14 protein-coding genes and 1 pseudogene are annotated in these 18,406 nt (G+C 59.3%); 7 read left to right on the top strand and 8 right to left on the bottom strand.

What is annotated here, in order from left to right:
* Nucleotides 1-37 precede the first annotated feature (37 nt).
* Nucleotides 38-4,447 (top strand): annotated as a pseudogene (locus RHM69_RS02270) (RHS repeat-associated core domain-containing protein); the annotation flags it as partial.
* Between the two features lie 148 nt (nt 4,448-4,595).
* On the opposite strand, the gene RHM69_RS02265 reads toward RHM69_RS02270, so the two are convergent.
* On the bottom strand, nt 4,596-5,573 hold the full coding sequence (locus tag RHM69_RS02265; protein ID WP_033902000.1) for an IS5 family transposase: 978 nt from the start codon (nt 5,571-5,573) through the stop codon (nt 4,596-4,598).
* Between the two features lie 100 nt (nt 5,574-5,673).
* Between RHM69_RS02265 and RHM69_RS02260 the strand changes: the two genes are divergently transcribed.
* The 3 genes from RHM69_RS02260 to RHM69_RS02250 all read left to right on the top strand — a co-directional run bounded on the left by RHM69_RS02260 (nt 5,674) and on the right by RHM69_RS02250 (nt 7,569).
* Nucleotides 5,674-6,078 (top strand): hypothetical protein, encoded by a 405-nt coding sequence (locus RHM69_RS02260; protein ID WP_259642953.1) that lies wholly within the window; start codon nt 5,674-5,676, stop codon nt 6,076-6,078.
* A 196-nt stretch (nt 6,079-6,274) separates the two neighbouring features.
* Nucleotides 6,275-7,237: an IS30-like element ISPpu17 family transposase gene (locus tag RHM69_RS02255; RefSeq protein WP_004577240.1), complete on the top strand. Its 963-nt coding sequence runs from the start codon at nt 6,275-6,277 to the stop codon at nt 7,235-7,237.
* A gap of 122 nt (nt 7,238-7,359) precedes the next feature.
* Nucleotides 7,360-7,569: a hypothetical protein gene (locus tag RHM69_RS02250; protein ID WP_322255469.1), complete on the top strand. Its 210-nt coding sequence runs from the start codon at nt 7,360-7,362 to the stop codon at nt 7,567-7,569.
* A gap of 244 nt (nt 7,570-7,813) precedes the next feature.
* On the opposite strand, the gene RHM69_RS02245 is transcribed toward RHM69_RS02250, so the two are convergent.
* The 5 genes from RHM69_RS02245 to RHM69_RS02225 form a co-directional block, all read right to left on the bottom strand.
* Nucleotides 7,814-9,043 carry a M20/M25/M40 family metallo-hydrolase gene (locus RHM69_RS02245; protein WP_020303175.1) on the bottom strand — a complete coding sequence of 410 codons (1,230 nt, stop codon included), beginning with the start codon at nt 9,041-9,043 and terminating at the stop codon, nt 7,814-7,816.
* Nucleotides 9,044-9,091: 48 nt separating this feature from the next.
* A complete protein-coding gene (locus RHM69_RS02240; protein WP_014718118.1) occupies nt 9,092-10,150 on the bottom strand; it encodes a diguanylate cyclase in 1,059 nt (352 codons plus the stop codon).
* Between the two features lie 79 nt (nt 10,151-10,229).
* Nucleotides 10,230-10,862: a LysE family translocator gene (locus RHM69_RS02235; RefSeq protein ID WP_014718117.1), complete on the bottom strand. Its 633-nt coding sequence runs from the start codon at nt 10,860-10,862 to the stop codon at nt 10,230-10,232.
* Between the two features lie 69 nt (nt 10,863-10,931).
* Nucleotides 10,932-11,801 (bottom strand): sugar phosphate isomerase/epimerase family protein, encoded by an 870-nt coding sequence (locus RHM69_RS02230; protein ID WP_014718116.1) that lies wholly within the window; start codon nt 11,799-11,801, stop codon nt 10,932-10,934.
* A 27-nt stretch (nt 11,802-11,828) separates the two neighbouring features.
* On the bottom strand, nt 11,829-12,011 hold the full coding sequence (locus RHM69_RS02225) for a rubredoxin (RefSeq protein WP_014718115.1): 183 nt from the start codon (nt 12,009-12,011) through the stop codon (nt 11,829-11,831).
* Between the two features lie 158 nt (nt 12,012-12,169).
* On the opposite strand from RHM69_RS02225, the gene RHM69_RS02220 reads away from it, so the two are divergent.
* Nucleotides 12,170-13,600 (top strand): PLP-dependent aminotransferase family protein, encoded by a 1,431-nt coding sequence (locus RHM69_RS02220; RefSeq protein ID WP_019817295.1) that lies wholly within the window; start codon nt 12,170-12,172, stop codon nt 13,598-13,600.
* Between the two features lie 493 nt (nt 13,601-14,093).
* On the opposite strand, the gene RHM69_RS02215 is transcribed toward RHM69_RS02220, so the two are convergent.
* Nucleotides 14,094-14,564 (bottom strand): Lrp/AsnC family transcriptional regulator, encoded by a 471-nt coding sequence (locus RHM69_RS02215; RefSeq protein WP_014718112.1) that lies wholly within the window; start codon nt 14,562-14,564, stop codon nt 14,094-14,096.
* 123 nt (nt 14,565-14,687) lie between these two features.
* On the opposite strand from RHM69_RS02215, the gene RHM69_RS02210 reads away from it, so the two are divergent.
* Both RHM69_RS02210 and RHM69_RS02205 read left to right on the top strand, forming a co-directional pair.
* Complete coding sequence (locus RHM69_RS02210; protein WP_106111773.1) at nt 14,688-15,932, top strand: methionine gamma-lyase; 1,245 nt, start codon at nt 14,688-14,690, stop codon at nt 15,930-15,932.
* 230 nt (nt 15,933-16,162) lie between these two features.
* On the top strand, nt 16,163-16,834 hold the full coding sequence (locus RHM69_RS02205; protein WP_072435738.1) for a helix-turn-helix domain-containing protein: 672 nt from the start codon (nt 16,163-16,165) through the stop codon (nt 16,832-16,834).
* A 141-nt stretch (nt 16,835-16,975) separates the two neighbouring features.
* Here RHM69_RS02205 and ltrA read toward each other — a convergent pair whose 3' ends face one another.
* Nucleotides 16,976-18,397 carry a group II intron reverse transcriptase/maturase gene (ltrA, locus tag RHM69_RS02200; RefSeq protein WP_011805433.1) on the bottom strand — a complete coding sequence of 474 codons (1,422 nt, stop codon included), beginning with the start codon at nt 18,395-18,397 and terminating at the stop codon, nt 16,976-16,978.
* Nucleotides 18,398-18,406: the final 9 nt, after the last annotated feature.

Below are 18,406 nucleotides of genomic sequence, written 5' to 3'. Positions count from 1 at the left end.
TGGTGTTCGTTAGAGCCCTGATGAATGGGGCTGTCTCTTGATCTCGGTGCTGGCCAACCTGGTGCTAGTGCCCATGGATCCCGAAGCGCCGAAGGTTGAGCGCGTATTCGCGGACTTCCGCACCTGCCTGAATACCTTTGATACGTGGGCCGACAGCTTCTTAAGTGGTTCGGCACTTAGCGTGGAGCAGGTATTCAAGGTGGGAGAACAGGTCGCACTGGTCGCGCCGGCTTCTTCCAAAAAACCCAGTCGCACGGTCGCTCAATGCAAAGCCCAGGGCGGGCTGACCTTGGTACATCTGTTCGAAAGCACGCAGTTCGTGCCTATCGGCAACACGCCCGTGAGGCTGCAAGCCGTTGCACAGGACGGCAGCCCGGTAGGCGCGCCACTGCATCGGACCATTGGCCCCAGCGGCATTCTTGAAGTCAGCGACTGTAGCCGCGACCAACAGTACGAAATCACCTTTTACCCCACTGTTTCCAAGGCTCACGTCCAGGCGCTGTATGCGTCCTATGAGTCTGTGATCGCCGGGCTGGAAGCGGATTTGCGCACGGCATGGGCCGAGCACTTCAAGCCTCGATGGGCAGACTTTGCCAAAGCGCCAGCCTACAAGCGTAGCGGCATTCAGGGCATTGCCTTTGCGACCGGGCTGGGCAAGGCGCTTTACAACCTGTGGGACAACATCACCGAGCTGTACGACCTGCTCGCCAACCTCAAGTCCAACAGCGAAACGTTGCTGAAATACCTGTCCCAGGCCGAGCTGGATGCACTGCTCAAGCTGGGCAAAGACACGCTGGCCAAGGGGTTGCTGGTACTCAGTGATGAGCCGCTGTTGTTTATCTACCTGTCGGCGCTGGTGGCCTGGGTACGCATGCTGCCGCCACCCGACATGTACGAACTGCTGGGTGAAATCACCGGCGAAGTGTTGATCAATCTGCTGCTGATCTGGGCCACGCGGGGTATTGGAGTACAGCTGCGCCTGGGTGCTCAGGTGCTCAGTGGCGTCAAATCCGGGCGTGCGCGGGCGTTGTTGGAATTGCTGGCCAAGCAGGTGGCGGGGCCTCGGTTGGAAACCCATGTCGAGGCCGCCAAGCCGGTGTTGCTGAGCAGTGCGGCGACGCCGATTAAGACGGTGCCGGCTGTGCCGTTGAAGGCGGGCGATACGCTGGTTTCGAACCCGGTGCCGATGGTGCGCGGCAAGGCCCAGCGCACGACGTTGGTTCGTCAGGAGCCTGTCGATGATGTGCCGGCCATGGCTTCAAATCCGAAGGGGGACGCGGCGGCGCCAGCGGACAAGACCATTACCCACGGTTGCCCGGTGTCGATGGTCACTGGCGAGGAATTGCTGACCCTCACCGATGGCGTGCTGGATGGGATCTTGCCGTTTGAGTGGACGAGGCTGTACCGCACCAGTGCGGTGGACATTGATTGTGGGTTGGGGTTTGGCTGGAGTCATGCGCTGGCTCATCGGCTGGTGGTGTCGGGCGATTTGGTGGTGTGGACTGACCATGAGAACCGCTCGACTACCCTGCCCTTGCCCACCGACTCTCGGCCCGCGATTACCAATAGCCTGGCTGAAGCGGCGATCTATTTGGGTTCGGCGCCTGACGAGTTGGTGCTGGCCCAGGCCTCGCGTTTTTATCACTTTCGCGACGGTGTGCTGGTCTCGATCAGCGACGCGTATGACAACCGCCTGCGCCTTTGCCGGGATCGTTCAGGGCGGATTGAGCGGCTGGATAACGGCGCCGGTCGTTCGTTGCTGCTGCGTTATGAGTTGGGTCGCATCGTCGCGGTGGACTATCAGGTGCATCGCGCCAAAGGGCGTGAGCCCTACGTGTGGGAGACCGAGCAGAACCTTGTTTCCTACGCCTATGACGAACACGGACGACTGGTCTGCGCGACCAATGCTGTCGGGGAAAGCGAGCGTTATCGCTACGACGATCAGCACGTCATTCTTGAGCGGCAGTTGGCCGGTGGGGCGAGTTTCTTCTGGGCGTGGGAACGGTCTGGCAAGGCGGCGCGTTGCGTCCGGCATTGGGCGAGCTTCTCGCAGATGGACACGCGTTATGCCTGGGGCGATGACGACCACGTCACCGTGCATAACGCCGATGGTAGCCAGGAAGTCTATGTCCATGACGACCGGGCGCGCTTGGTGCAGCGCATCGATCCGGATGGCGCTCAGCATTACAAATCCTACGATGCCAAGGGCCGGCTGACCGTCGAGCAAGACCCGATGGGCGCGGTGACGGCCTATCAGTACGACGATGCCGGACGCTTGGTGGCGTTGTTTCCGGGGGATGATGAGCCGACTTCCTACGAACATGACAACGGTTTTGTTCGGGTTGTCAGGCGTGGGGAGGCGGTCTGGAAATATGAGCGCAATGTTCAGGGCGATGTCATCCGCAAGATTGACCCGGATGGCAATTCGACTGACTACAGCTATGACAAACATGGGCAATTAGTTGGGGTTTGGTATCCCGACAGCAGTTGCCAGCGGCTGGTGTGGAACGAACGCGGGCAACTGCTTGAGGAGCAATTGCCCAATGGTGGGCTCAAGCGTTATCGCTATGACGATCTGGGGCGTCAAGTTGCCTGTGAGGATGAGCATGGTGCGCTGACGCAATATCACTGGGACTGCGTCGGCAGGTTGATTCGTCTTGTATTGCCAGGCGGTGGTTGTAGGGAATTCAGCTACAACCCCTACGGCAAAATCATCGCCGAACGCGACGAACTCGGCCACGTCACCCGCTACGAATACGCCGACGGCCTGCACCTGATCAGCCGCCGCCTCAACGCCGACGGCACCCAGATCAAGTACCGCTACGACAACACTCGGCTGCTGCTCACCGAGATCGAAAACGAAACCGGCGAAACCTACCAACTCGACTACCACCCCAACGGCCTGATCCGCCAGGAAACCGGCTTCGACGGCCAGCGCACCGCCTACGCCTACGACCTCAACGGCAACCTGCTGGAAAAGACCGAATACGGCGACGATAACAGTCAGCTAATCACCCGTTACGAGCGCGACCACGCCGGGCGCCTCATACGAAAAACCCTGCCCGATGCCAGCGTTGTCGACTATGCCTACGACCGCCAAGGCAACCTCCTCAGCGTCGAAGACGGCCACTGGGCGTTGGCCTACGAATACGACCGCCAAAACCGCCTCACCGCCGAACACCAAGGCTGGGGCACCCTGCGCTACGGCTACGACGCCTGCGGGCAGCTTAAAACCTTGTGCCTGCCGGACAACAACCGCGTCACCTTCAACCACAACAAAGGCGGCCACCTCGCCACGGTCGAACTCAACGGTGAAGTACTCACCTCACATCTGTTCAAGAGCGGCCGCGAACACCAGCGCCAGCAAGGCCAACTGCTCAGCCACTACCACTACGACGACCAGAGCCGCCTACACGCCCATGCGGTAACCCAACAGCAAAACCATTTTTACCAACGCCAGTACGACTACGACAAATCCGACAACCTCACCCGCCTGCTCGACACCCGCAAAGGCGAACACCGCTACCACTACGACCCCCTCGCCCGCCTGACCCGCGCCGACCACTCCCAAGACGTACAGGAACGCTTCGGCCACAACCCGGCGGGCAACCTGCTCATGCAAGACCGCCCCGGCCCCGACATCGTCGCGGCCAACCGCCTGATGATCCAGGGCGACCGCCACTACGACTACGACGCCTTCGGCAACCTCATCCGCGAACGACGCGGCAAAAGCCAGCAACTCGTTACTGAGTACCGCTACGACTGCCAGCATCGGTTAATCAGCATCACAAAACCGAACGGCGAAACCGCCAGCTATCGCTATGACCCATTTGGACGCCGCATCAGCAAAACCGTGGACGACAAAACCACCGAGTTTTTCTGGCAAGGCGACAAGCTGATTGCCGAACATCATGCAGAGCGCCATCGCAGCTACCTCTACGAGCCCGGCAGCTTCCGCCCATTAGCACTATTGGAAGGTTTCGGTCCAAAAGAAACCAAGCCCTACCACTACCAACTCGACCACCTCGGCACCCCGCAGGAACTGACCAACCCCGAGGGAGAAATCGTCTGGTCCGCCCACTACCGCGCCTACGGCCAGATCGCCCGGCTCGACGTGGGCAAAGTCGACAATCCACTGCGGTTTCAAGGCCAGTATTTCGATGCGGAAAGCGGCCTGCACTACAACCGTCATCGCTACTACAATCCGGATATTGGTCGTTACCTGACACCGGACCCGGTGAAGTTGGCGGGGGGGATCAATGGGTACCGGTATGTGCCCAATCCCACGGGGTGGGTGGATCAGCTAGGCCTAAATACATGCCCCGGTAGCAATGGGTGTAAGCCTACAACCTCACAAGATAATCCAATTGAGAACGCACGAGTTGATGAGGGACAACCGTCAGCACCTCAGACGGCTGGTGAGCAGAGACGAGCTAAGATAGAGGAGCTAAGGAAGGTCTGAAGTAAGCAGCCGTTTTTAACGGCCTCGCTGTCTGAGGTTCAAAAAACACCGACTTAATCGAAAATCAGACCTTTCCTCCTGTCAGTTCACTGTTTTTTGCGGAATAGCACCTTTTCAGGGCTCATTGTCCACATCACAGGCGCACCTCGCCTGCATTCAACAGTCGTTTTCGCATCATCCACAGGTTCGATAAGGCAAACAGTGTGGTCTGCTGCGCGGTGTTTTTCACCAAGCCTCGGAAGCGGACTTTCGTATAACCAAACTGGCGCTTGATCACCCTGAATGGATGCTCAACCTTGGCCCGGACTTGAGCTTTCGCGTATTCGATTTTGCGGCGCATGCGACCGATCAGGCTCTTTTTTGCATGCTTCTTATAGCTGCTGGGGCGCGCTGCGATCGACCAGATCATCTGGCGATGTTGATGCTCCGCACGCTTCTCCACGCCGGTGTAACCGGCATCGCCAGAGACGTAAGTTTCCTCGCCATGCAGCAACTGATCGACCTGAGTCACGTCCGCCACATTCGCCGCCGTGCCCACCACGCTATGTACCAGACCGGATTCAACATCGACACCGATGTGCGATTTCATCCCGAAATAGTACTGATTTCCTTTCTTTGTCTGGTGCATTTCGGGGTCGCGTTTACCGTCCTTGTTCTTGGTCGAACTGGGCGCATGAATGATCGTCGCATCGACCACAGTTCCCTGACGCAGCAGCAAACCTCGGTCGCCCAAATAGCCGTTGATGACCTGCAAAATCCCACCGGCCAGCTCATGTTTTTCCAACAGCCGGCGGAAGTTGAGGATCGTGGTTTCATCCGGAATCCGATCCAAATGCAGCCCGGCAAACTGGCGCAGAATCGTGGTTTCGTAGAGGGACTCTTCCATCGCCGGATCGCTGTAGCCGAACCAGTTTTGCATCAGATGAACCCGCAGCATGGCCATCAACGGATACGCCGGACGACCGCCTTCACCCTTCGGATAATGCGGCTCGATCAACGCAATCAGGCCTTTCCAGGGCACGACCTGATCCATCTCAATCAGGAAACGCTCACGGCGGGTCTGCTTACGTTTGCCTGCGTACTCGGCATCAGCGAAAGACATTTGCTTCATCGGGGCTCAACCGTTCAGTTCGTGGGACAGCCGTATCTCACCAGATTTGGAAGTCTTTTTCAGAGTTTCCCTAAGTGAGGCGAATGCGAAGCGTCGAATTTTGGAATATGAAAAAAAGTACGACATGCATATGGTTGGCAAGCATGGACCAGAAGTTGAGTCATCTAAAGTGAGCCAGCGCTCAATAGATGGGAAAGATCCAATAACGGGCAAATTACCGCCCAAGAAAAAAGGGACTCCCAGCTCACAATTCAACAGTTGGAAGCTTCAACTTCAAGCATGGACCAAAGCAACATCAAGGGTTGAACGAGGACTTTCGCGCTATACCGGAATAGATGGCAACAAGAATGATATTGTCCAACTAGAACTGCCAGGTGCTGGACGTGGTTACAGACCAAACAAGACGGATCCGAACCATCCACATTTCAACCCTTCAATGAATGGTGCCGAAATGAAGTTTCGTAAAGACGGCACACCTTTTACCTTGTTCCCGATTAAGGAGTAAAAATGTTATTTCATCCATCCTCCGAGCACATCCCTTTCGACGCAAGCCTGCGCTATTTCGTAGGAATTTTTGACATCTACGACAGAGAAGAATCAAAGGGCCTGAATTCATAGAATAAGCGCAACGCTTGAAACGAGAGGCAGAGAGCCAGCCACCGGTAGAATCCAGGCTCTCACACCGAAGGATTCAAGCGCAGATGACTACGCATTACCGGCAGCTGACTCAGGGACAACGTTACCAGATTGAGGCTGGCTTGAGCGCCGCAGAGAGCCAGGCGAGCATTGCAAAGCGGGTCGGCGTGCATCCCTCGACGATCAGTCGCGAGGTTCGCCGCAACAGCACCCAGAATATCTACAAGGCTGTTTCTGCGGCCCATGAAAGTGATGCTCGTCGAGCGGGTGCGCGCAAGTTTTGCAAGCCGGCGACATGGCTCAGCCATCATCTCCCGGTGTGGCTCAAGCATGGCATGAGTCCGGAGCAGATCGCCCAGCGGTTGAAGCAGGAGCAGCCAAGCCGGGCGGTCAGCCATGAGTGGATTTATCGGTTCATTGCCGCCGAACAGCGCGCCGGTGGTGAGCTTTATACCTATCTGCGACATCGCCGAAAGCGCTACCGGAAACGCTATGGAAGCCACGATCGGCGCGGGCAGCTGCGTAATCGCGTGTCAATCAGTGAACGCCCAGCCGAGGTCGAAAGCCGCGAGCGCCTGGGGGACTGGGAGGGCGATACGGTACATGGACTGGGCGGTAACCTGGTGACCCTGGTTGATCGCAAAAGCGGCTATCTGAGCGCCTATCCGGTCAAGCGCAGAACGCGCCGGCAGGTAACGCGGGCGATCAATCTGATGCTTCAGGGCCATGCCGCTCACACGCTGACGCTGGATAACGGAAGGGAGTTTGCCGGGCATGAACGCATCGCGCTACGGAGCCAGTGCCAGGTCTTTTTTGCAGACCCCTATTCATCCTGGCAACGTGGCACCAATGAAAACACCAACGGTCTGCTCCGCCAGTATTTCCCCAAGGGCAGCGACTTCAGCAAGCTGACCGTCGAAGCCGTCAATCGGACAGTAGCGAGGATCAATCTACGCCCGCGCAAGCGCTTGGGCTGGAAGACGCCGTACGAAGTGCATACAGGGGTGAGCGTTGCACTTATGTGTTGAATTCAGGGGGAGAAGAACTGCACGCCTACAACCCTAACAACCAGAAAGATCGAGAAGCTTTGATCCTAAGATACTGCCTGGATCCTTACAACGAATTCTCCCACCGCCACAAATATAAGCTGATGGAAAATTTGTCCTTCGCTCTAAATACTGAAAATTTTGACTTTAGCTCGTTCTTTGAAGACGACCCCGATGAGTATTCAACGATGGCCTGGGACGAAACAGAAATAGCCGACCCCCGAGGCTTCTTTGCAGACATTTATCGACTGGCCAACGAGGTCTGGAAAGACGACCTCCAAAAAGCCAGTCTCGAAGACCCTTCCACATGGTGACTTTCACATTGAATGCAGTACTCGATGTCGGAGGGGCTGACCCCAATGCGAGTCAACCAAGCAAACACAACGCTCAAATCAACAAAGATCAAATGTGGGAGCTGGCTTGCCTGCGAAAGCGGTAGTGCAGTAACACATGCAGCGACTGACACACCGCCTTCGCGGGCAAGCCCGCTCCCATAGGAGATCTGCGTTTACCTGACTGGCATTCCTCCCACACTCAAACCCGCTTCGTTCGATCTGATCAGCGCTTGGACAACTCCATAATCATCCGACTCAACAAATAAACCCGCGGCACCACACTCTCCACTTCGGCATATTCCTCCGCCGTGTGAATATTGCCCCCCACTATCCCAAACCCATCCAGCGTCGGCGTGCCTACACCGGCGGACAAGCTGGCATCCGCCGCGCCGCCGCTGCCTTCGATGGTCAACTTGCGTCCCAGTTCGCCATAAATCCCTTGGGCCATCGCCACCAACTTATCCGACTCGGCCGTCTGCGGCATCGGTGGCAGGCCGCGCTGCAGGCTGGTGTTCACTTCGGTTTCCGGGATCAATTTGTTGGCTGAAACCCGGGCCAGGTCTTTCTCGATCCGGTCGAACTCTTCCGGCAAGGCCGCACGCACGTCGGCCTTGGCGGTGGCTTGGTCAGGGATGACGTTGGTGCGGTCACCGGCCTTGAGCACGGTGAAGTTGATGGTGGTTTTCTTGTCTTCATCGCCAAGTTTGCCCAGTTGCAGGATCTGGTGCGCGGCTTCCATGGCGGCGTTGCGTCCCAGTTCCGGGGCGACGCCGGCGTGGGCGGCCTTGCCTTTGACTTCGACCACGGCGGTGGCGCTGCCTTTGCGCCACACCACCAGGCCGTCGGCGGGGCGGCCGGGTTCCAGGTTCAGGGTCACGTCGTGGCCCTTGGCAGTGTTGCGGATCAGTTCGGAGGCGGCGTCGGAGCCGGTTTCTTCGCTGGCGTCGAGCAGGAAGGTGATCTGCGCGTAGTCCTTGAAACCCTGGCTTTTGAGGACTTTGAGCGCATAGATGCCCGCGACGATGCCGCCCTTGTCATCCATCACGCCGGGGCCGTAGGCGCGGCCGTCCTTGATGTGGAAGGGGCGCTCGGCAGCCGAGCCTTCCTTGAATACGGTGTCCATATGGGCCATCAGCAGGATCTTGGCCTTGCCGGTGCCTTTGAGGGTGGCGACCACATGGCTGTTGTTGGCGGCTTTATCCGGCACCAATTCGATGGTGAAACCCAACTGTTTCAACTCGTCCACGGCGATATCGCGCACTTGGGTCAGGCCCGGCTCGTAGCCTGAGCCCGAGTCGATATTCACCAGGCGCTCCAGCAGCTTCAAGGCTTGGGCCTTGTATTGTTCGGCCTGTTGCTGGATCTGTTTATGAGGCTCGGCGCTGTAGGCCGGCAGGCTGAAAGACAAGGCCAGGGTAGCGGCCAACAGGGTACGCGGGAAGGTGAAGAACATGGACCGATCCTTGTTTTTTGTTGGAGGGTGCCCCGCCACCCTACCCCACTAAACTGACCGCAACCAACTGCCCTGTACCGAGCTGACCCGGTTGCGCCCGCTGCTCTTGGCTTCATACAGCGCCTGGTCGGCATCGTTGAGCCAACTGATGGAGTCGGCGTGGCTCGGCTGATACGGCGCCAGGCCGATGCTCAGGCTCACTCGCAGTGTTGGGTCCTGGGCGTAGGCCAAGGCGTTGAAGCGACCGCGCAAGGCCTCCATCACCTCGGTGGCACGGTTGAGGGGCATATCGGGCAGGATCACGCAGAACTCATCACCGCCATAACGGCCGGCCAGGTCGGTGGTGCGCAGGTTCTGGCGCAGCACCTTGCTCAGTTGGCGCAGGACGATATCGCCGGTCACATGGCCGTAGGTGTCGTTGATGGTCTTGAAGTGGTCGATGTCGATCAACGCGATGGCGGCACCGGCCGGGCCACGGCGGCAACGTTGAAATTCGAGGTCCAGATGGTCCTTCCAGGCGCCGTGGTTGAGCAGGCCCGACAGGCTGTCGGTGCGGCTCAAGGCCAGCAGTTCACGTTTGTGCCGGGCCAAGGTGACGGCCTGGCGATAGCAGATCCAGCCCAGGGCCAGGGGATACAGCATCAGGATCGGCAGGCAGGCATACAGCTGGGCCTGGGTGGTCAGGGCGACAAACCCAGGTGTGAACAGCAACAACGCGGTGCCCAGTCCCAGTGCCTGCGCCACCCAACCCGCGAACAGGAAGCGCGGCCCGCCGATGGCGACGTTGTTCATGCTCATCATCGACAGGGTGGTGACGCTGGGCAGCGGGTTGAAGTGCATCGCGCCAACCCAGAACCCACCGCAAAAGGAATCGAACAGCAGGCTGCGGCGTTCGCTGCGCAAGGTATTGGCCGAGCGCAACGAGCATTGAAAAGCCAGGTGCGGCCACGCAAAGGCATTGACCAGCATCCAAGCCCATACCCACAGAGAGGGGTTCAACGGATACATGCCGAACGCCACGCACACAAAGCCGAGCGTCAGCCCCAGCAGGCGAGATTTGTACAAGCGCAAAGCGAGCGGAAGTCCTTTTCCTCCGACGGCTGGCATGGTGGGGGCGATCCTGGGTGAATGCCTGGAGTCTAACAGGGCGACGTCAAATCGCCACTACCGCTTATTGGCTAATACTTCAGTGCGAAAACCCGCGTGCCAGCATCAAGGCGACGCCCAGCAGCAAGACGGCCGTGACCCGCTGCAACAACACCCGGCGCTTGGGGTTTTCCAGCACGTGCTTGATGCGCTGGCCGAAATAGCAATACAGGCAGCCGCTGGCAAATTGCAGCAGCAGGAAGGTCAGGCCAAGGATGGCGATGTCCGCCGCCGAACTGTGTTCACCGGCGCCGGCAAACTGCGGGAACACGGCGCTGAACATGATGATGGTCTTGGGGTTGGAAAACCCGGTCAACAGCCCTTTGCCAAACAGGCTGCGCGAACCCTCCACGGCACCTGCGTTGTTGATCGACACGCCGCTGCTGGTCCACTGCTTGTAGGCCAGGTAGAGAATATAGGCCACACCGACAAACTGGATGGTCTGGGTAATGGCAAGGTTGCCCTTGATCAGTTCCGAGAAGCCCACGGCAAAGATCAGGATGGAAATCAGGTAAGACACACTGGCGCCGATCTGCGCGGGGATCGAACTGCGCAGGCCGTCCTTCAGGCCCAGGCTCAACAACAACAAGGTCATGGGGCCGGGGCTGAAGGTCATGGTGGCGCAAAACAGCAAAAAGTAGAGAAACGACGACAGGGTTAACGCACTTGTCATGGCCAGGGACCTTGAATTAAGAGAACAACAGCAACGAGGCGAGCGCCTCAAGCGCCCGCCCCAGGCCGGTCAGGCGACGGCGATTTCAGTCGTCAGGGACTCGCGGTACATCACCGCAAGGTCAGCCAGCGCGGCCTTGGCGGTCTGGTTACGGGTTTCAAACGCCACCAGGCCCTTCCAGTTGGTCTCGACAATGGCCTGCACCACATCGGCGTAATCACAGTTACCGTCATGGATGCCGAAGTGCTGGTCTTGCACGCCGTTGTTATTGCTGAAAGAGATGCCCTTGATCAGGTGGTGATACTTGCGCACCACTTCTGCCGGCAGGCCGTTCTCGATGTTGGCATGGCCGGCGTCGAGGAAGAAGTACACATTGCTGTGGGCTTGCAGGCGCTCGAACACAAAAGCGTATTCCGCTTCATGGGTAAAGATGTAGTGGAACGGCCGATAGTTGACGTAGTTGGACAGGTTCTCCAGGTAGATATCCGTGCCCTTGGCCTCGGCGTAGCGCGCCAGTTCCTGCACCGACTTGAGGTAATGCTCCAGGGCAACCTTCTTGGCCATCAGCACCATTTTCGGCTCGACGATGCAACCGCCGTGAATGATCAACGGCGCGCCCAGGCGGCTGGCGATGTCGATTTCCTTTTTCACATACTCCACGGCAGCGCTGCGGAAGGCTTCTACATCACTGCCCAACGGTGCCTTGAAGTTGCCGTGGAAAACCGGCTTGACCCCAGTCGCCGTGATTTGCGCCTGCAGGCTTTCGATACGCGCCTCGGTCCAGTCATCGACCATTTCGCCGAACAGGCTGCCGTCGATGTACCAGTGGGTGCAGTCACCTTCGATGGCGGTTTGCAGGCCCTTTTCGGCGCCCAGGTATTTCTGGTGGGCCACACCGGTGCAGAACGGGACGGTGGCGTTGATCAGTTTGCTTTCCATGGAGCGATTCCTTTCGTTGATGGAGTGTCAGGCGAATTGACGTTCAGGAAGATTGATGGCCATGAAGTCGGCCTTGGTCACGCCGCAATCCGGGCATGTCCAGTCTTCAGGCACCTCTTCCCAAGGGGTGCCTGCGGGAATTCCGTCCTCCGGAATACCCAGTTCTTCTACGTACATAAAACCGCAGGGTGCGCACATATAAGTCTTCATGGAAATGCAGAATCCATTGCTCAGGTGTAGGAAATATCGCCATCTCCAGGCGAGATGCCGCGCAGTCTAGGGGAGTGGCATTGCGCAAGGCAGGTAAAGTGATGCCTAATCCGGCCTCACTTCACCGGTAAAATCACCTGCAAACACAAGGACGCGTCATGTTTGTATCCGCCATCGCTTTCGTAGAAGGCACGCCCAAGGTCCAGCAGATCGTCGAGGCGTTCAGCCACGCCATCGAAAATGGCGAATGGGCACCGGGCAGCAAACTGCCATCCGTGCGTGAGCTGACCCAGATCCTCGGCGTCAGCAAGTTCACCCTCAATGAGGCTCTGGACCGCCTGCGCGGTCGCCACCTGCTGACCTCGAGCCAGGGCCGCGGCTACTTCGTGGCGATGGACAGCACACGCCCTGCTTCGGCGACCTGGGTCGATCTACTGCCCCAAGACCTGCTCAGCGTATTGCGCCGGCCCTTGGCCACCGCCAGTGGCGAACTGCGGCCCGGTGGCGGGCACCTGCCGGAGGACTGGCTCAATGGCGAAGCGATCCGCCAGGCCATGCGCAGCGTGGTGCGTGCGCCGTCGCTGCGCATCGCCGGGCTGGGCACGCCGGCGGGGCTGTTGCCGTTGCGCCAGGCGCTGCAACAGAAACTGCATGGCGAAGGCTTGTCGGTGCCGGTGGAGCAAATCATCACAACCCCCAACACCGTGCAGGGCCTGGACATGCTCATGCGCCTGCTTGCACGCCCCGGCGACACGGTGTTGCTCGACGCGCCGTGCTATTTCAACTTCCACGCCAACCTGGCGCTGCATGGGGTCAAGGTCGTTACCATTGAGCGCCGCCCCGATGGGTTCGATTTCGCGGCCCTCGAACAGTTGCTGGCCGAACACCGCCCCAGCCTTTACCTGACCACTAGCGTTCTGCATAACCCCACCGGGCATTCCTTCAGCCCCAGCCAGGCGTTTCGGCTGCTGCAACTGACCCAGCACTATCACTGCCATATCGTCGAGGATGATCTTTATGGCGACCTGCATCCCAACCCTCCTCCACGCCTGGCCGCCGTCGCCGGGCTGGAGCAGGTCACCTACTTGTCGGGGTTCTCCAAGAGCCTCAGCGCCAACACCCGCGTCAGCTACGTCGTGGCCGCGCCGCAACTGGCCGCCAACCTCACCAATATGAAATTGATGAGCGGCGGCGTCACCTCCGAACTGTTCGAACAAATCGTCTACCGTATGCTCAGCGAAGGCAGCTATGCCAAGCATCGCAAGCGCATGGTGCAACGCCTGATGGAGGCCGGAGGGCGCGTCGAACAATGGCTCAAGCGCTGCGGGTGCGAACTGCCGATGGCGTATGAAGGCGGGATGTTCATCTGGGCACGCCTGCCGCCTGGCGTGAACGGCGAACTCCTGGCTCAGCAAGCCCTGAAACGCAGCATGGTGCTGGCGCCCGGTGCGCTGTTTGGCTATGACCCGGCCCATCGCGACTCGATGCGCTTCAATGTGGCCCACAGTGATGAGCCACGGGTGCAGCGGGTATTTGAGGCGCTGTTGTTGCATGGGGTGGCACACAAAAGCAAAAGCGGCCCAACGTAACCACGATGCGAAGCGAGTAGCTCTTGCTCTTGCTCTGATTTTGATCTCAGGCGCCCCGTTAAACCACGCTGGCCGGAATTCGACAGGGATTTGGGGGCTAAACCGGCAGGGATGCCGGTTTAGCCGCCCCGCGCCATGGATGGCGCGTGGCGGCGGCCCCCCAAATCACTGGCGGATTACGGGCACACCGAGCCTAAGCGAGGTGCCGAGTGGTGGGGCAAGAGCCCTTTGGTTACTTTGGGGCTTTTCCAAAGTGACCCGCCGTAAGGGCGGACCCCTAGGTGGCCGTTACCGCAGGAATGGATATGTACTCGGTATAACTGCGTCGGCTGTCAGGCCGCCTTCGCAGGCAAGCCAGCTCCCACAAATTGATCGCGGGGCGTCAGGTAGATAGGTGTCGGCTGGCAGGCCGCCATCGCAGGCAAGCCAGCTCCCACAGTTGGATCGCGGGGCGTCGGGTGGATACGCATCGGCTCGCGCCGTAAGCCTCCCGTCAACCCGGCAACGGAATCACCCGCAACGGCCGCACCGACTTGTAGGAAAAGCTCGAATAGATCTCCTTGACGCAGGGCAACGTCTGCAAAACCTCGCGGGCAAACTCGCCAAACGATTCCAGGTCTTTGGCCACCACTTCCAGCAAAAAGTCATAGCGCCCCGAGACGTTATGGCACGCCACAATCTCCGGAATCGCCAACAGGCGCTGCTCGAACGCGCGGGCGATTTCCTGGGTGTGGCTTTCCATCATGATGCTGACAAACGCGGTCACCCCATAACCCAGCGCCTTGGGAGAAAGGATCGCCTGGTAGCCACTGATCACCCCGCTCTCCTCCAGGGTGCGCACCCGGCGCCAGCACGGTGAGGTGGTGAGGGCCACCCGCTCTGCCAACTCGGCCACGGTCAGGCGGGCGTTGCCTTGCAACGCGTTTAAAAGGGCTTTGTCCGTACGGTCCAGCTTGATGGGCATAACGTGCCTCTAATCATTATTTTTATCGATGTTTGATCCACAAACGCGGGTTTTTGCAGGCTTTTTCGCAAAGTTCATCTGTGGTTATGAGCATAGCATTGTAGGAAATAAGGAGCGCCCGACATGCACACTCAACACACCAGCTTCGGCTTTTGCACCCGTGCCATTCACCATGGCTATGACCCTGTTGACCATCACGGCGCCCTCGTTCCGCCCATCTACTTGTCTGCCACCTTCGCCTTCCCCACCGTCGAATACGGCGCCGCCTGCTTTGCCGGCGAAGCCAGCGGCCACTTCTATACGCGCATTTCCAACCCCACCCTGGCCCTGCTGGAGTCACGCATGGCCAGCCTGGAAAACGGCGAGGCCGCCGTAGCATTCAGCTCCGGCATGGGCGCGATTGCCGCAACGTTCTGGACCCTGTTGCGCCCGGGCGACGAGATCATCGTCAGCCAGACCCTCTATGGCTGTACCTTCGCCCTGTTGCACCATGGCCTGGGCGAATTCGGTATCAAGGTGCGGCATGTCGACCTGACCGACCTGGCCGCCCTGCAAGCAGCATTCTCCCCGGCCACGCGCATGCTCTACTGCGAGACGCCGGCCAACCCCAACCTGCGCCTGATCGACATCGCCGCCGTGGCCGAGTTGGCCCATCAACAGCCGAATGTCACCGTGGTGGTCGATAACACTTATTGCACGCCCTATCTGCAACGCCCCCTGGAACTGGGTGCCGATGTGGTGGTGCACTCGGCCACCAAATACCTCAGCGGCCACGGCGACATCACCGCAGGTGTTGCGGTGAGCAACCAGGCGCTGGCACAGCGCATCCGCCTGCAAGGGCTCAAGGACCTGACCGGCGCAGTGATGTCACCCCAGGACGCGTCGTTGCTGATGCGCGGCCTCAAGACCCTGGCCCTGCGCATGGACCGTCATTGCAGCAATGCCCAGGCGCTGGCCGAAGCCTTGCAGGCGCACCCGGCCGTGGAGAGTGTGATCTACCCCGGGCTGCGTTCCTTCCCCCAGTACGAACTGGCGACCCGGCAAATGAAACTGCCCGGCGGCATGATTGCCTTTGAACTCAAGGGTGGGATCGAGACGGGCCGGCGCTTTATGAACGCACTGCAACTGTTCACCCGTGCGGTCAGCCTGGGAGATGCCGAATCACTGGCCCAACACCCGGCGAGCATGACCCACTCCACCTACACCCCCGAGCAACTTGCGCAGCACGGTATCAGCGAGGGCCTGGTGCGTTTGTCGGTGGGGCTTGAAGACGTTGCCGACCTGCTGACGGATATCCAACAGGCCCTGGCCAAGTGCAGCGGTGCCAACCTGCGGCCAGCCCCCACAGCGGTTTATGCGATGAAATAGCGCATCAAGCCGTACGTTTTGCGGTGCCTGGGCGGCGGTCGGAAGGATCCGACTGCCGTTCTACATGTTTAATGCTTTTTTTTCGCAGATTGGATCCCCCTCCTTTAGCCAGCCTGTACTAGCATGTCTGCAGCGGGACGCACTATCACTGCAGGTTATTCACATTCGTTACCTTCTTAACCCCCGTCGCTATAAGACCGAATACCTGCACGAAACTCACGGACGAATTGATGAACTCACACCTGTTCCCACAGATAGGCAAGGTCATCGCCAGCACCGGCAGCCGCCATTTTCCACGCATGCTGCATGACCTGATCCTCACCCAACTGGCAGTGGACGCCACCCATATCACCCAATTGCACGTCAGCCGCGAAGGCCTTGGCCGCCGCAAGATCAGCCCGGTGTACACCGATTCGGTGGCGGCCTTGGGCAGCGAGCAACTCGCCGCACAACTGCACCTCACGGGCCGCAAGGACGATGTGCGCTATGTACTGTCGGTGTATCGCTCGCACCCGTCCGACAGCTTTTCCGCGCAAGAACGCAGCATGCTCCAAGACTTCTCCGCGCTGTTGCTGCCCATGGTGGAAAAACACATCACCGCGCTGCAGCCATCGCTCCCAGACAGCCCGTGCGCAGTGCCCCAACATCAGGGCATCGACACCTTGCACCGACGCATTCAGGAGCGCCTGGTGCAATCGGGGCTGACCCTGTCCAACCGTGAACTGCAAGTGTGCGTAGGCCTGCTGGCCGGGCGCACCGCGCCGGAGTTGGCCGAACAACTGGCGTTGAAGGTCAACACCATCGAGAGCTACCTCAAGCGTGCGGCGATCAAGTTGGGGATCAGCGGGCGGCATTCGTTGTTGCGGTGGATGTACTCGACCGAAGACGGCACCCGTTTCTGAGCTCACGCCAATCAAACTGTGGGAGCACGCTCGCTTCTACACGGGGTATTCGAGCAAGCCCAGCTTTCAGATCGAGTAGGAGGCGGATTCACATCCGCCGTCCTCTCACACCACCGTACGTACGGTTCCGTATACGGCGGTTCAGGTTATACGGTTAAGTCGGTTTATCGTATCCAGTATCGAGACCAGCCCGAGGCGGTCCCACAGCTTCTTCGGCAACGCCTGATTCATATGGGGCGCTCCCGAGTTCCACCATGGGCCTCGGCCATTGACTGCCGATTTCCACGCCCGCGCCGCATTAAGTCCCAAGCGTATCAAGTTGCGCGCCCTCGTAGAGGGCCGCTTCCATTGACGCCAGACGATACAGCGAAGCTTGTGACGCACCCAGCCGTCCAATTCCTCAAGTGGCCGTCTGCTCTGGCTCAGCTTGAAGTAGCCCGCCCATCCGCGCAGCACGGGGTTTATCCGCTCGATGACAGTCGCCACCTTGTGGCCCCGCGCTTTACGTAGCAGCTCTCTGAGCCGGTCGCGCAAGCGACCCAGGCTCATCGTCGCCACTCTCAGTCTCGGTTGCTGATGCCAGCTCATCCCGTAACCCAAGTAATCACACATCCAAGACCCGGCTACTCGGCTCTTATCCCGATTCAGCGTTAGTTTCAGGCGCTGATTCAGGAAGCGCTCAACACTGGCCATCACTCGTTCGCCAGCACGAGGGCTGCGCACATAGATGTTCGCATCGTCGGCATAACGCACGAAGCGATGACCCCGCCGTTCCAGCTCGCGGTCGAGTTCGTTGAGCAGGATGTTCGACAGCAACGGCGAGAGCGGGCCGCCTTGCGGCGTCCCTTCCTGCCGTCGGCTGGCGATCCCACCCGACATCTCACCGGCTTGGAGGTACCGCCGGATCAGTCTGAGCACGCGTTTATCTACGATTTGGCGCGCCACGTACGCCATCAGGAGATCGTGGTTGACCCGGTCAAAGAATTTCTCAAGATCGAGTTCCACGCACCAGCGATGCCCTGCCGCCACATGGGCGCGGGCTGTCTCGATGGCTTGGTGGGCGCTTCTGCCCGGACGGAAGCCGTAGCTGTAATCCGAAAACAGCGGGTCGAAGATCGGCGTGAGCTGTTGCAGCAGTGCCTGTTGGATCAGGCGATCCACGACGCAGGGAATGCCCAGTTGTCGGGTGCCGCCTTTGGGTTTGGGGATGTCGACGGCGCGTACACCTTGCGGGTGGTATTCGCCGGCCAGCAACCTCCTCTGGAGGATCGGCCAATACTGATTCACGTAGTCCGCCAAGTCGTCGACCGTCATGCCATCGGCACCCGGCGCGCCCTTGTTGCTGACCACGCGCTGATACGCACGTCTGAGGTTGGCCGGTGCAAGCACCCGCGCCATCAGCGTGTCCGGCTCCGCGTTCGTCCACGTCACAGATGCCGTCGATACCTTTGCGCTGTCAGCCGTCATCCTCGGATTCTGTCCGGGACTCGGAGTCACAGTCTTCTCTTGGAGAAATTTCTGCATTTCGGTATTCAACGAGACTCTGACGCCTACTGGCGGCATAACCTGTTC

It is taken from the genome of Pseudomonas sp. CCI1.1 (assembly GCF_034348165.1).
Lineage (GTDB): Bacteria > Pseudomonadota > Gammaproteobacteria > Pseudomonadales > Pseudomonadaceae > Aquipseudomonas > Aquipseudomonas paracarnis.
Note: the sequence above shows the minus strand (reverse complement) of the source record. Positions and strands in the feature narration are given on the sequence as shown.

Bases quoted from the DNA above. Each gene is read 5' to 3' on its own strand.
- RHM69_RS02265 (WP_033902000.1), bottom strand. From the start codon at position 5,573: ATGAAGCAAATGTCTTTCGCTGATGCCGAGTACGCAGGCAAACGTAAG.
- RHM69_RS02255 (WP_004577240.1), top strand. From the start codon at position 6,275: ATGACTACGCATTACCGGCAGCTGACTCAGGGACAACGTTACCAGATT.
- RHM69_RS02250 (WP_322255469.1), top strand. From the start codon at position 7,360: ATGGAAAATTTGTCCTTCGCTCTAAATACTGAAAATTTTGACTTTAGC.
- RHM69_RS02245 (WP_020303175.1), bottom strand. From the start codon at position 9,043: ATGTTCTTCACCTTCCCGCGTACCCTGTTGGCCGCTACCCTGGCCTTG.
- RHM69_RS02240 (WP_014718118.1), bottom strand. From the start codon at position 10,150: ATGCCAGCCGTCGGAGGAAAAGGACTTCCGCTCGCTTTGCGCTTGTAC.
- RHM69_RS02235 (WP_014718117.1), bottom strand. From the start codon at position 10,862: ATGACAAGTGCGTTAACCCTGTCGTCGTTTCTCTACTTTTTGCTGTTT.
- RHM69_RS02230 (WP_014718116.1), bottom strand. From the start codon at position 11,801: ATGGAAAGCAAACTGATCAACGCCACCGTCCCGTTCTGCACCGGTGTG.
- RHM69_RS02225 (WP_014718115.1), bottom strand. From the start codon at position 12,011: ATGAAGACTTATATGTGCGCACCCTGCGGTTTTATGTACGTAGAAGAA.
- RHM69_RS02220 (WP_019817295.1), top strand. From the start codon at position 12,170: ATGTTTGTATCCGCCATCGCTTTCGTAGAAGGCACGCCCAAGGTCCAG.
- RHM69_RS02215 (WP_014718112.1), bottom strand. From the start codon at position 14,564: ATGCCCATCAAGCTGGACCGTACGGACAAAGCCCTTTTAAACGCGTTG.
- RHM69_RS02210 (WP_106111773.1), top strand. From the start codon at position 14,688: ATGCACACTCAACACACCAGCTTCGGCTTTTGCACCCGTGCCATTCAC.
- RHM69_RS02205 (WP_072435738.1), top strand. From the start codon at position 16,163: ATGAACTCACACCTGTTCCCACAGATAGGCAAGGTCATCGCCAGCACC.
- ltrA (WP_011805433.1), bottom strand. From the start codon at position 18,397: ATGCCGCCAGTAGGCGTCAGAGTCTCGTTGAATACCGAAATGCAGAAA.